12 protein-coding genes are annotated in these 13,235 nt (G+C 58.7%); 8 read left to right on the top strand and 4 right to left on the bottom strand.

What is annotated here, in order from left to right; translation table 11 throughout:
- Positions 1–75: 75 nt before the first annotated feature.
- Positions 76–894, bottom strand: coding sequence for a posphoenolpyruvate synthetase regulatory kinase/phosphorylase PpsR (gene ppsR, locus ACW9JC_RS23840; protein ID WP_338585538.1), 819 nt, complete (start codon positions 892–894; stop codon positions 76–78).
- Positions 895–1,068: 174 nt separating this feature from the next.
- Between ppsR and ppsA the strand changes: the two genes are divergently transcribed.
- The 8 genes from ppsA to ACW9JC_RS23800 all read left to right on the top strand — a co-directional run bounded on the left by ppsA (position 1,069) and on the right by ACW9JC_RS23800 (position 9,211).
- Positions 1,069–3,444 carry a phosphoenolpyruvate synthase gene (gene ppsA, locus ACW9JC_RS23835; protein WP_448106907.1) on the top strand — a complete coding sequence of 792 codons (2,376 nt, stop codon included), beginning with the start codon at positions 1,069–1,071 and terminating at the stop codon, positions 3,442–3,444.
- Positions 3,445–3,607: 163 nt separating this feature from the next.
- Positions 3,608–4,597 carry an alpha/beta fold hydrolase gene (locus tag ACW9JC_RS23830; RefSeq protein WP_448106908.1) on the top strand — a complete coding sequence of 330 codons (990 nt, stop codon included), beginning with the start codon at positions 3,608–3,610 and terminating at the stop codon, positions 4,595–4,597.
- 137 nt (positions 4,598–4,734) lie between these two features.
- Complete coding sequence (rraA, locus tag ACW9JC_RS23825; protein ID WP_054054001.1) at positions 4,735–5,226, top strand: ribonuclease E activity regulator RraA; 492 nt, start codon at positions 4,735–4,737, stop codon at positions 5,224–5,226.
- Positions 5,227–5,253: 27 nt separating this feature from the next.
- On the top strand, positions 5,254–6,249 hold the full coding sequence (locus ACW9JC_RS23820) for a zinc transporter ZntB (protein ID WP_457458011.1): 996 nt from the start codon (positions 5,254–5,256) through the stop codon (positions 6,247–6,249).
- A 63-nt stretch (positions 6,250–6,312) separates the two neighbouring features.
- Complete coding sequence (locus tag ACW9JC_RS23815) at positions 6,313–6,561, top strand: hypothetical protein (RefSeq protein ID WP_020801096.1); 249 nt, start codon at positions 6,313–6,315, stop codon at positions 6,559–6,561.
- 2 nt (positions 6,562–6,563) lie between these two features.
- Positions 6,564–7,388 carry a mechanosensitive ion channel family protein gene (locus tag ACW9JC_RS23810; RefSeq protein WP_008048604.1) on the top strand — a complete coding sequence of 275 codons (825 nt, stop codon included), beginning with the start codon at positions 6,564–6,566 and terminating at the stop codon, positions 7,386–7,388.
- A gap of 90 nt (positions 7,389–7,478) precedes the next feature.
- The gene (sigX, locus tag ACW9JC_RS23805; protein WP_015096065.1) at positions 7,479–8,069 is read left to right on the top strand and encodes an RNA polymerase sigma factor SigX; all 591 of its coding nucleotides are present in this window, start codon (positions 7,479–7,481) and stop codon (positions 8,067–8,069) included.
- Positions 8,070–8,176: 107 nt separating this feature from the next.
- The gene (locus tag ACW9JC_RS23800; protein WP_338585543.1) at positions 8,177–9,211 is read left to right on the top strand and encodes an OmpA family protein; all 1,035 of its coding nucleotides are present in this window, start codon (positions 8,177–8,179) and stop codon (positions 9,209–9,211) included.
- 116 nt (positions 9,212–9,327) lie between these two features.
- On the opposite strand, the gene cobA is transcribed toward ACW9JC_RS23800, so the two are convergent.
- From cobA to ACW9JC_RS23785, 3 genes are read right to left on the bottom strand one after another with little or no spacing between them, the layout of a single operon-like run.
- Complete coding sequence (cobA, locus tag ACW9JC_RS23795) at positions 9,328–10,095, bottom strand: uroporphyrinogen-III C-methyltransferase (protein ID WP_457458008.1); 768 nt, start codon at positions 10,093–10,095, stop codon at positions 9,328–9,330.
- A 25-nt stretch (positions 10,096–10,120) separates the two neighbouring features.
- A complete protein-coding gene (locus ACW9JC_RS23790; RefSeq protein ID WP_457458006.1) occupies positions 10,121–11,791 on the bottom strand; it encodes a protein kinase domain-containing protein in 1,671 nt (556 codons plus the stop codon).
- Between the two features lie 7 nt (positions 11,792–11,798).
- Positions 11,799–13,010: a nitrate/nitrite transporter gene (locus ACW9JC_RS23785; RefSeq protein ID WP_338585546.1), complete on the bottom strand. Its 1,212-nt coding sequence runs from the start codon at positions 13,008–13,010 to the stop codon at positions 11,799–11,801.
- Between the last annotated feature and the right edge of the window lie 225 nt (positions 13,011–13,235).

The raw sequence follows: 13,235 nt of genomic DNA, 5'->3' as shown, positions 1-13,235 counted from the left end.
CTTTTGACTTTGATTTCTAGAAACAAGATCAAAAGATCGCAGCCTGCGGCAGCTCCTACAGAAGCGTGATCGGAATTATTTGAAACGTCGTTCCACACCTTTCTCCACAAGGATCTTCGCGGAGATTTCTTCCACGGAAAAATGCGTCGAGTTGATGTTCGGAATGTTCTCGCGGCGGAACAGGTTTTCCACCTCGCGCACTTCGAACTCGCATTGGGCGTAGCTCGAATAGCGGCTGTTGGGCTTGCGCTCGTTGCGGATCGCGGTGAGGCGGTCCGGGTCGATGGTCAGGCCGAACAGCTTGTGCTGGTGGGCGCGCAGGGCGGCGGGCAGTTGCAGGCGTTCCATGTCGTCTTCGGTCAGCGGGTAGTTGGCCGCGCGGATGCCGAATTGCATGGCCATGTACAGGCACGTCGGCGTCTTACCACATCGCGACACGCCCACTAGTATCAGGTCGGCCTTGTCGTAATAGTGCGTACGGGCGCCGTCGTCGTTGTCGAGGGCGAAGTTAACGGCCTCGATACGCTCCATGTAATTGGAGCTGGTGCCGATGGAGTGGGATTTGCCCACGGTATAGGAAGAATGCTCGGTCAGTTCCTGCTCAAGTGGTGCCAGGAACGTCGAGAAAATGTCGATCATGAAACCATTCGAGGTAGCGAGAATCTCACGAATGTCCTGATTGACGATGGTGTCGAAGATAATCGGACGGAAGCCGTCGGTTTCGGCGGCTTTGTTGATTTGTTGTACCATGGCCCGCGCTTTGTCCACGTTGTCGATGTACGGCCGCGTGACTTTGCTGAAGGTAATGTTTTCGAACTGCGCCAGGAGGCTCTGGCCGAGGGTTTCGGCGGTAATGCCCGTGCCATCGGAGATAAAGAAAGCAGATCGTTTCATTTGCACCTTGGGCCTTAAGCTAGTGAGCAATCTTGGATATGATAGGCGCGATTTGCCGGCCGCCATTGGCCCGCATTCTCACTTATTTTCCAGGTCCAGGCCATATAGCCGGCAAATGCCCATTCAAGCAGCCGGTTTCTGAGCTTTTCCAACACAGTTAGTGGAGAGATCACCTTGGTAGAGTACGTAGTTTCCCTCGACAAGCTCGGCAAACACGACGTTGAGCACGTGGGGGGCAAGAACGCATCCCTGGGCGAGATGATCAGCAACCTTGCAGGTGCCGGTGTATCGGTGCCCGGTGGCTTCGCCACGACCGCTCAGGCGTATCGTGATTTCCTGGAACTGAGCGGCCTGAACGATCAGATCCATGCTGCCCTCGACGCCCTGGACGTCGACGATGTCAACGCCCTGGCCAAGACCGGTGCCCAGATCCGTCAATGGATCATGGAAGCCGAGTTCCCTGAAAAACTGAATGCCGAGATCCGCACCGCGTTCGCCGCGCTGTCGGCCGGCAACCCTGACGTGGCCGTGGCCGTGCGTTCTTCCGCTACCGCAGAAGACCTGCCGGACGCTTCTTTCGCCGGTCAGCAGGAAACCTTCCTCAACATCCGTGGTGTCGAAAACGTCATTCGCGCCGCCAAGGAAGTGTTTGCCTCCCTTTTCAACGATCGCGCGATCTCCTATCGCGTGCACCAGGGCTTCGACCACAAGTTGGTAGCCCTGTCGGCCGGCGTACAGCGCATGGTCCGCTCCGAAACCGGCACTGCCGGCGTGATGTTCACCCTCGATACCGAATCGGGCTTCCGTGATGTTGTATTCATCACCGGCGCCTACGGCCTGGGTGAAACCGTCGTGCAAGGTGCGGTGAACCCGGATGAATTCTATGTCCACAAAGGTACGCTGGAAGCCGGTCGCCCTGCGATCCTGCGCCGCAACCTGGGCAGCAAAGCCATCAAGATGATCTACGGCGACGAGGCCAAGGCCGGTCGTTCGGTCAAGACCGTCGATGTCGACAAGGCTGATCGCGCACGTTTCTGCCTGAGCGACGCCGAAGTCAGCGAACTGGCCAAACAAGCGATGATCATCGAGAAGCACTACCAGTGCCCGATGGACATCGAGTGGGCCAAGGACGGTGACGACGGCAAGCTGTACATCGTGCAGGCCCGTCCGGAAACCGTTAAGAGCCGCACCCAGGCCAACGTCATGGAACGTTACCTGTTGAAAGAAACCGGCACCGTGCTGGTCGAAGGCCGCGCTATCGGCCAGCGCATCGGCGCCGGCAAGGTCCGCATCATCAAGGACGTGTCCGAGATGGACAAAGTCCAGCCAGGCGACGTACTGGTGTCCGACATGACCGACCCGGACTGGGAACCGGTCATGAAGCGCGCCAGCGCCATCGTCACCAACCGTGGCGGTCGTACCTGCCACGCAGCGATCATCGCCCGTGAGCTGGGCATCCCGGCCGTGGTCGGTTGCGGCAACGCTACCCAGCTGTTGAAAGACGGCCAGGGCGTGACCGTTTCCTGCGCTGAAGGCGACACCGGTTTCATCTTCGAAGGCGAACTGGGCTTCGACATCAAGAAGAACTCCGTGGACGCTATGCCGGATCTGCCGTTCAAGATCATGATGAACGTCGGCAACCCGGACCGCGCCTTCGACTTCGCACAGCTGCCGAATGCCGGTGTGGGCCTGGCCCGCCTGGAGTTCATCATCAACCGCATGATCGGCGTGCACCCCAAGGCACTGCTGAACTACGACGGTCTGCCGCTGGAAATCAAGGAAAGCGTCGACAAGCGCATCGCCGGTTACAACGATCCGGTCGGCTTCTACGTCGAAAAACTGGTCGAAGGCATCAGCACCCTGGCCGCAGCGTTCTGGCCGAAAAAGGTCATCGTGCGTCTGTCGGACTTCAAGTCCAACGAATACGCCAACCTGATCGGCGGCAAGCTGTACGAGCCGGAAGAAGAGAACCCGATGCTGGGCTTCCGTGGCGCTTCGCGCTATATCAGCGAATCGTTCCGTGACTGCTTCGAACTCGAATGCCGCGCCCTCAAGCGTGTGCGCAATGAGATGGGCCTGACCAACGTCGAGATCATGGTGCCGTTCGTCCGTACTCTGGGCGAAGCGAGCCAGGTTGTAGATCTGCTGGCCGAAAACGGCCTGGCCCGTGGCCAGAACGGCTTGCGCGTGATCATGATGTGCGAACTGCCGTCCAACGCCATTCTGGCGGAAGAGTTCCTGGAGTTCTTCGACGGTTTCTCCATCGGTTCCAACGACCTGACCCAGCTGACCCTGGGTCTGGACCGTGATTCCGGTATCATCGCGCACCTGTTCGACGAGCGTAATCCGGCGGTCAAGAAGCTGTTGGCCAACGCCATTGCCGCCTGCAACAAGGCTGGCAAGTACATCGGCATCTGCGGTCAGGGCCCTTCGGACCACCCGGACCTGGCCAAGTGGCTGATGGAACAAGGCATCGAAAGCGTTTCGTTGAACCCGGACTCCGTACTGGAAACCTGGTTCTTCCTGGCGGAAGGTCAAGCCTCGGCCTGACAGTGTGAGAACGGCTCGCTCCCTGTAGGAGCACAGCTTGCTGGCGATGGCGATTTTGAAGACGCCATCGCGGGCAAGCCTTGCTCCTTCAGGGGTGGTCGTTTTTTGAGATTGAAGTAGGGCGGGCTCCATCTGGATGCCGCCCTTTTTTGTGCAAGAGATTATGCAAAGCAGCAGCAACCTATTTCCTGTCGCCCTGATCAGCGCCGAGCGGCGCGGTGATCTGAGCGAAGATGTTTATCGTTTGAAACCGGCCAACAGCCCGGATCCGAGTGTCGAGCTGGCGGTCACCCGCCTGGGCCTGGCCGATGAGCCTGCCGTGCGCGGCGTGCCGGTGATCTTGCTGCACGGCAGCTTTTCCAATCGACGCTTCTGGTTTTCCCCTAAAGGCCTGGGCCTTGGGGCTCATCTGACGCGTCTGGGATTCGATGTGTGGATTCCGGAAATGCGCGGTCACGGCTTGTCCCAGCGCAACCAGAACTACCGCAAGAACCGCGTCGCCGACTACGCGCGTTACGATCTGCCGGCCATTGGCGCGTTCGTGCGCGAGCAAAGCGGCCAGGTACCGCACTGGATCGGCCACTCACTCGGCGGCATAACCTTGGCCGCGGCGTTGGGCGGTGAGTACATCGGCGAGCCTGTGGTCGCGTCTGCGGCGTTTTTCGGAACGCAAGTCAGCCGCACCTACTGGCCGCTGAAAATTCCGCCGGTGGAGTGGAGCGGTCGCTTCATCCTCAAGCGCTTTGCCCAGCTGTCCGGTTCCCGACTCAAGCGCGGTCCGGAGGACGAGCCGATTGGCCTGGCCCTGGAAAGCATGCGTTGGTACGGTTTGTTCGGGCGCTTCGGCGATGCCGACAAGGATTGGTGGGCCGGCTTGGCTAACGTTCAGGTGCCGGTGCTGGCCGTGAGTGCCGTCAGTGATCATCAGGACCCGGCCTGGGCTTGTCGCAAGCTGTTCGAGCAGATCGGTTCCGAGCACAAGCAATTCATCAACCTGGGGCGCGAGCAGGGCTTCGCCGACAATTTCGGTCATGTAGAAATGCTGGTCAGCAAAGCCGCACAGGCGGAGGTCTGGCCGTTGGTGGCCCGTTGGCTGGCGGATCAGCAAACACCTCTGTTGGGTGAGCAAGCGAACCTGGCCACGGCAAACTAAGCTGGACGCTCTATCAGGGGCATTTCGCTCTGATCGGCTTGCGGCTAAGATATGACGGATTGAGCTGTTCTGGTCATTTTCGATGATTGATTCATCAATGATGTTCGTGCCGTCTTCCTCTTTACAGGAGTTTTTCGATGAACCATTACCTCACGCCTGACCTGTGCGACGCCTATCCGGAGCTGGTGCAGGTGCTGGAACCGATGTTCAGCAATTTCGGCGGCCGTGATTCTTTCGGCGGCGAAATCGTGACCATCAAGTGCTTCGAAGACAACTCGCTGGTCAAGGAGCAAGTCGAGCTGAAGGGTGATGGCAAGGTCCTGGTGGTCGACGGTGGCGGTTCCCTGCGTCGCGCGTTGCTCGGCGACATGCTGGCCGAGAAAGCCGCGAAAAACGGTTGGGAAGGGCTGGTGATCTACGGTTGCATCCGTGACGTCGACGTCATCGCGCAAACCGATCTGGGGGTTCAGGCCCTGGCCAGCCACCCGATGAAAACCGACAAACGCGGTATCGGCGACCTCAACGTTGCCGTGACATTCGCCGGCGTGACCTTCCATCCCGGCCACTACATCTACGCGGACAACAACGGCGTGATCATCTCGCCGAGCCCGCTGACAATGCCTGAATAAAATCCCCGATTGACTGAAGGAATGCGGATGTTCGAGGAAGAAAACGCGCAATGGGGGCTGGTACATGCTCTGGTGCTGGATGGTAAAGGCGGCGCGCGTTCGATAGCCCGGACAGAACTCGATGACTTGCAGCTGCAGGCCCATGAAAGCCTGTGGCTGCACTGGGATCGCAGTCATCCGCAAACCCAGACCTGGCTGCGCAAATCCAGTGGTTTGAGTGAGTTCAGCTGCGACCTTTTGCTGGAAGAAAACACCCGTCCGCGGCTTTTACAGCTTTCCGACAGCGAACTGCTGCTATTTTTGCGTGGGGTAAACCTTAATCCGGGTGCCGAGCCTGAAGACATGGTGTCGGTACGGATCTTCGGTTCCGCCCAGCGGGTGATTTCCCTGCGTTTGCGGCCGTTGCGCGCCACCGAAGAGCTGCTGGCGCAACTGGAGGAGGGCAAGGGACCGAAAACCGCCTCCGAGCTCATCCTTTATATGGCGCAGTACCTCACCAACAAGGTGCAGGATCTGGTCAGTTGCCTCTCGGAAGTGGTCGATGAGGAAGAAGAAAAGCTGGATGCCGACGAACGGTATACACCGGAGCATGGTGCTGTTTTGCAGATCCGTCGCCGGGCTGCTGCGTTGAAGCGGTTTCTCGCTCCGCAGCGGGATATTTTCGGTCAGCTGACGCGGATCAAGTTGCCCTGGTTCGTCGAAGACGATGGTGATTACTGGAACGAATTGAACAACAGCCTGACCCGCTATCTCGAAGAGCTCGAATTGACCCGGGAGCGCGTGGGGCTTGTCCTGGAGACTGAAGACCGGCGATTGAGCGTGCGCATGAACCGCACGATGTATCGCTTCGGGATCATCACCGGGATCTTTTTGCCGATGAGTTTTTTGACCGGTCTTTTGGGGATCAACGTCGGGGGTATTCCGTTTTCCGAAAGCCCTTACGGCTTCCTCGTTGCCTGCCTGCTGATGCTCTCGGTGGCGCTCGGGCAGTGGTGGTTGTTCCGACGTTTGCGCTGGGTGTAACGGTAAAGCATGTGACCCGACCAAATTTGACCGCGTCTTTCACAGACATCACGAGAGGTGCGTATGCACGATCCGTTTGAACAGTCTTTGCGCGACATGCTCAAGGCATCACCGTCCACCCGGGACGACGATGCGTGCCTTGGCCGTGTACTGAAAACCGCCAACCGCCAGGTCGGCGCCGGCGATCTGTTCAGCCTGCTGGGCCGCTGGCTGCCCGCGCTGATGATCGCCCTGAATAACGGATCGGCCCACGTTGCGCCGGTGTCCCGTCTTCGTAAACCTACCGCTCGCACTGCTGATAAGGCTGATTGAATATGGAACTTGATCTCTGGACACAGAGCCTCGTCACTGCAATGACTGCGTTATGGACCAAAGTTGCGAACTTCATTCCGAACCTGTTCGGCGCACTGGTTGTGCTGCTGTTGGGTTTTGTCGTGGCCAAGCTTCTGGACACGCTGCTTTCCAAATTGCTCGCCAAACTGGGCCTCGATCGCCTGATGGGCGGCACCGGCCTGACCAAGTTGCTGTCGCGCGCCGGCCTGCAAGTACCGATTTCCACGCTGATCGGCAAAATCGTCTATTGGTTCGTTCTGCTGATTTTTCTGGTTTCTGCCGCAGAATCCCTTGGACTTGAGCGAGTTTCAGCTACGCTGGATATGCTTGCGCTGTATTTGCCGAAGGTATTCGGCGCGGCGCTGGTGTTGCTGGTCGGTGTCTTGCTGGCGCAATTGGCCAATGGCCTGGTGCGCGGTGCGGCAGAAGGCGTAGGTCTGGACTACGCTTCAGGGCTTGGGCGAATTGCCCAGGGCTTGGTGATCATCATCAGTATTTCGGTTGCGATCAGCCAGTTGGAGGTCAAGACTGACCTGCTCAACCATGTGATTGTGATTGTTTTGATTACCGTTGGTCTGGCGGTTGCGCTGGCCATGGGTTTGGGAAGCCGGGAAATTGCCGGTCAGATTCTTGCGGGAATCTATGTGCGTGAGTTGTACCAGGTTGGGCAACAAGTGCGTGTTGGAGAGGTCGAAGGCCAGATCGAAGAGATCGGCACGGTTAAAACCACATTGCTGACCGATGAGGGTGAGCTAGTCTCTCTTTCCAATCGGATCCTCCTTGAGCAGCATGTGAGTAGCCGCTAACCCGGCAAACCCTGCTAATGTATGCCGCCGCAAAATGCCGCCTGATGCTGGCTGCGGCGGACATTGACCTGACTGTCGGCCCGACTTGTTTTGAATAAAGCCCAATCGTTATCCATGCGCTACGACCCCCGCGAGCTCTCTGATGAGGAGTTGGTCGCGCGCTCGCATACCGAGCTGTTTCACGTAACGCGCGCCTATGAAGAATTGATGCGGCGTTACCAACGAACATTATTTAACGTCTGTGCACGATATCTCGGGAACGATCGCGATGCAGATGATGTCTGTCAGGAAGTCATGTTGAAGGTGCTGTACGGCCTGAAGAACTTCGAGGGCAAATCGAAGTTCAAGACATGGCTATATAGCATCACGTACAACGAGTGTATTACGCAGTATCGGAAGGAACGGCGAAAGCGTCGCTTGATGGACGCATTGAGTCTTGACCCCCTTGAGGAAGCGTCCGAAGAAAAGACGCCGAAACCCGAGGAGAAGGGCGGACTTGATCGCTGGCTGGTGTATGTGAACCCGATTGACCGTGAAATTCTGGTGCTACGATTTGTCGCAGAGCTGGAGTTTCAGGAGATCGCAGACATCATGCACATGGGTTTGAGTGCAACAAAAATGCGGTACAAACGCGCTCTAGATAAATTGCGTGAGAAATTTGCAGGCATTGCTGAAACTTAGTTCAGCGCAAATATCTCTTACGTGTAGGCAAGTTCTGTTAGACTTGCCGCCGAGTTGTCCCCCGGTTTGCGGGACTGCTTCACAATCACCAGATGGGGATTTAACGGATGAAACTGAAAAACACCTTGGGCTTGGCCATTGGTTCTCTTATTGCCGCCACTTCGTTCGGCGCTCTGGCACAGGGCCAAGGCGCAGTTGAAATCGAAGGCTTCGCAAAGAAAGAGTACTACGACAGCACTCGTAACTTCAAAAACGACGGCAATCTGTTCGGTGGTTCTGTTGGTTACTTCCTGACCGACGACGTTGAACTGCGTCTGGCTTACGATGAAGTGCACAACGTGCGTTCCGACTCCGGTCAGAACATCAAGGGCGCGGACACCGCTCTGGACGCTCTGTACCACTTCAACAACCCGGGCGACATGCTGCGTCCTTACGTCTCGGCCGGCTTCTCCGACCAGAGCATCGACCAGAACGGTTCGAACGGTCGTGACCGTTCCACCTTCGCCAACGTTGGTGGCGGCGCCAAGCTGTACTTCACCGACAACTTCTACGCTCGTGCCGGCGTTGAAGCTCAGTACAACATCGACCAGGGCAACACCGAGTGGGCTCCTAGCGTCGGTATCGGTGTGAACTTCGGTGGCGGCTCCAAGCCTGCTGCTGCTCCAGTTCCAGCACCAGCTGAAGTCTGCTCCGACAGCGACAACGATGGCGTTTGCGACAACGTCGACAAGTGCCCGGACACCCCAGCCAACGTAACCGTTGACGCTGATGGCTGCCCAGCAGTTGCTGAAGTTGTACGTGTTGAGCTGGACGTGAAATTCGACTTCGACAAGTCGGTAGTCAAGCCTAACAGCTACGGCGACATCAAGAACCTGGCTGACTTCATGAAGCAGTACCCATCCACCACCACTACTGTTGAAGGTCACACTGACTCCGTCGGTCCTGACGCTTACAACCAGAAACTGTCCGAGCGTCGTGCAAACGCCGTTAAGCAAGTTCTGACCAACCAGTACGGTGTTGAATCGTCCCGCGTTCAGTCTGTTGGCTACGGCGAATCCCGCCCAGTTGCTGACAACAAAACTGAAGCTGGTCGCGCTGTAAACCGTCGCGTAGAAGCGCAGGTTGAAGCTCAAGCTAAGTAATTAGCCCGCAGCTTTGAGAAAAGCCCGGCTTAGGCCGGGCTTTTCTTTGTCTGCGATTTGGTGTTCCAACCCGGTTTTATGCGGTGATATCGAAAGATCGCAGCCTGCGGCAGCTCCTACACAGATACCGCTTGCAACCTGTAGGAGCTGCCGAAGGCTGCGATCTTCTGATCTTCTTCGCAGGCCGCAACCGCTCCAATGACCAAAATGGCCGGGCTTTTCAACTCGAAGTCATGGGCATCTTTTTCCATCGCTGCCAGATCGCTTCGGCATTCCCGCTGGTGCGGCAACGAAGCGTTTTCGATCATTGCCACCGGCATGTCTGCCGTCATCCCGCCGGCCAGCAACTGCTCACGAATTTCACTGAGCTTGGCCACACCCATGTAGATCACTAAAGTCGTGCCGCTTTGGGCCAGTGCTTGCCAGTTAAGGCTGCTGTCGTCCTGGGTATGGGCGGTGACCAGTGTCACGCCGCGCGCCACACCGCGCAGGGTCAACGGTATGTCGCATTGCGTCGCACCGGCGAGCCCAGCCGTGATGCCATTGACCAGTTCCACCTCAACCCCACGTTCGCGCAGCCACTGCGCCTCTTCACCGCCACGTCCGAAAATGCACGGGTCGCCGCCCTTGAGTCGCACCACGCATTTGCCCTGGCGCGCATAACGCAGCATCAGGCGATGAATGAAGGCTTGCGGGGTAGACCGGCAGCCGCCGCGCTTACCCACAGGAATGATCCGCGCCTGGTTGCAATGTTCGAGGATGGCGGCATTCACCAGATCATCGATCAGCACCACATCCGCCTCTCTCAACGCCCGCACAGCCTTGAGGGTCAGCAATTCCGGATCGCCAGGGCCCGCGCCCACCAGCCAGACTTTTGCGTTCATCGTGTTTTCCTCATTTGGGCTGACATCAGCCATGAAATACCGCAAACAACAGCGCCAGATTTGCCAACAGGGACAGCAGCGCCAGCGTTCGCCATACCTTCAACGGTTCGCGTTCCAGCAGCGGTCGTGGGCGCACGGTCAAGCTGTGCCGCTCGCCCTGTTCGATCAGCAGCAGCCATTCTTCCGCCGTTTCAAAACGCAGCGTTGGATCCGCGGCAACCGCGCGTTCCAGACTTTGTGTGAGCCACTCCGGCAAGTCGGGCCGATAGCGACTGGCGCTGACCGGTACGCCGAATCGTGGGCGTTGAAACGCTTCGATTTCGCCGTAGGGGAAATGCCCGGTCAGCAGGTAATACAAGGTCACGCCGACTGCATAGAGATCCTGTTGCGGGGTCGGCACTTCACCGCGAAACGCTTCCGGTGCAATGAAACTTGGCGTTCCGGGCAAGGTAGAAGGCTGGTCTTCGGACAATCCGGGGCAGTAGGCGAGCCCGAAATCCAGCAGGCGCAACTCACCGTCGTCCCCCAGCAGCAGGTTCTCCGGTTTGATGTCGCGGTGCAGAATCTGCCGCCGATGCAGCATGCCGACCGCTCGAAGCAAGCGTTCGGCGAGGTCCTGCCATTGCGCCAGCGGCATTGGCCCGACCTGTTCATGCAGTTGCGCCAGGGTCGCTCCGGGATATTCGCGCATCACGTAGTACAAGTGCTGGCGCTGACTGGCGGCATGAACTTCAGGAAAATGCCGCCCGGCCACGCGCTTGAGAAACCATTCCTCCGACAACAAGGCTTGCCCCGCCTGATGATCGTCATGCAGGCGGCCGGGCAGGGTTTTCAGCAACCAGGGTTGCTGCTGGGTGTCACGCACCCGATAGAGCAATGATTGCTGGCTCTGACCAAGGATTGCTTCGACGTGCCAACCCTCGAAAGCCTGCCCCGGTTTCAGTGCCGGCGGCAGCGGCCATTGCTGCAAGTGGATCAAAGCATCGCCAATGCTGGTTTCACCGAGGGCATCGACCCGCACCAGCAAGGCGCTGGCGTTATCCTGGCTGCCGGCCAGGTGCGCGGCGCTGACCAGCGTTTGCGCGGCACTGTGCAGATCCGGTTGATCACGCAGGATCGCGGCAATCGCGGTGTCGCCCAGAACCGCCCAGATCCCGTCGCTGAGCAGGACGAAGCTCTCATCGAGACGCAATTCACCGTCGAGAAAATCCAGCACCAGATGCTGATCCAGGCCCAGCGCCCGCTTGAGCACATGCTGCATGCCCGGCTGATCCCAGACGTGATCTTCGCTGACTCGCTGCAAATTATCCCCGTGCCAGCGATACACCCGGCAATCGCCGACGTGAGCCAGGGTAAACCGCCTGCCACGCAGCACCAGAGCGCTCACAGTGGTCAATAGCGGTTGTCCCCCGCCGTTGGCCTGCAACCAGCGGTTCTGCGCCAGCAGCAGGCGATCAAGGGCTTGTGCGACACCCCAGGTTTCCGGGGTGGCGTAATAATCCAGCGCCAGGGCCTGCAACGTCGAACGGGCGGCCAACCCACCATCGGCGCACTGGCTGACGCCGTCGGCGATGGCGAACAAATATCCTTTGCTGGCTGCCAGCGCAGGGGCCGGGGTGACCAGGCGCAGGGCGTCCTGGTTCTCCTCGCGAGGGCCGATGGCGCTGGCTTCGGCAAAACTCAGTTGCAGGCTCATTAAGACCTCAGACCCGCGCAGCCGTCACGGCAGCCGAACCCCAGGTTGTTCTCCAGCGGCGTTTCACACCATGTAGACCGAACCAGGCGAGCACCGCGAGACTGGCGAACAACCACAAGGCCATCTGGTAGCTGCCGGTGCTTTGCTTGATCGCGCCCATGCCAGCCGCGAGGGCAAAGCCACCGATGCCGCCAGCCATGCCGATCAGACCGGTCATCACGCCGATCTCGCGGCGAAAGCGCTGCGGGACCAATTGGAAAACCGCACCGTTACCTGCACCCAAACCGAGCATGGTGCAGACGAAAAGCGCCAGGGCTGCGTAGGAACTTGGCAGGTTGAAACCGACGGCTGCAATGCAAATCGCGGCGACCGTGTACATCCCCAGCAGGGTGCGAATGCCACCGAAACGGTCGGCCAGGGCACCGCCCAATGGGCGCATCAGGCTGCCACCGAACACGCAGGCTGCGGTGTAGTAACCGGCGGTCACCGGACTCAGGCCGTATTGGTCGTTGAAGTAACCGGGCAGGGCGCTGGCCAGGCCGATGAAGCCACCGAAGGTCACGCTGTAGAAAAACATGAACCACCAGCTGTCACGGTCACCCAGCGCCTTGAAATAATCAGCCACCGACTTGGCTTTCGGCCGTTCAGGGGCATTTTTGGCCAGCCAGGCGAAGACAATCAGGGTCAGGATCAGTGGGATCAGGGCGAAGCCGAACACGTTGCTCCAGCCGAACGCGGCGGCCAGCACCGGCGCAATCAGTGCGGCAAGCACAGTGCCCGAGTTGCCCGCACCGGCAATGCCCATGGCCTTGCCTTGGTGCTGCGGCGGATACCATTGCGAGGCCAGCGGCAGGGCGACAGCAAAGGACGCGCCAGCCATGCCGAGGAACAGCCCCAACAGCAGCGCTTGCTCGTAAGTGTGGATGCCGAGTTTCCAGGCGCCGAACAGCGCGCAGATGACGATCACCTGACCGATCAGGCCGGCGGTTTTTGGCGACAGTCGATCAGCCAGCATGCCCATTACAAAGCGCAGTATCGCCCCGGCCAGGATCGGCGTTGCCACCACGAGGCCACGCTGTTGGGTGGTCAGGTGCAGGTCACCGGCGATCTGCACCGCCAAGGGGCCGAGCAGGTACCAGACCATGAAACTCAGGTCGAAGTAGAGGAAGGCCGCGAACAGGGTCGGGGTATGGCCGGATTTCCAGAAGCTTGAATTCATCGCGCACCTCAAACTGAATAGGAGTCTCGAACGGGAGCCAAAACAAAAAAACGCCGCCACCTGATTCGCCGGGAGGCAAATGAGGTGAGCGACGTCTTTGTCGTAGATTGGGCAACCGCCGTTGGTTACCTGTGGTGATTACTTAGCCAGATCTGTGCCACATGCCGATTTTGGTGGCGTAGAGAAAAGATCGCAGCCTGCGGCAGCTCCTACAGGGTGTACGTA

The sequence above is a fragment of the Pseudomonas sp. SDO5591_S426 genome (assembly GCF_054070755.1).
This window is presented reverse-complemented; position numbering and strand designations above follow the sequence as displayed.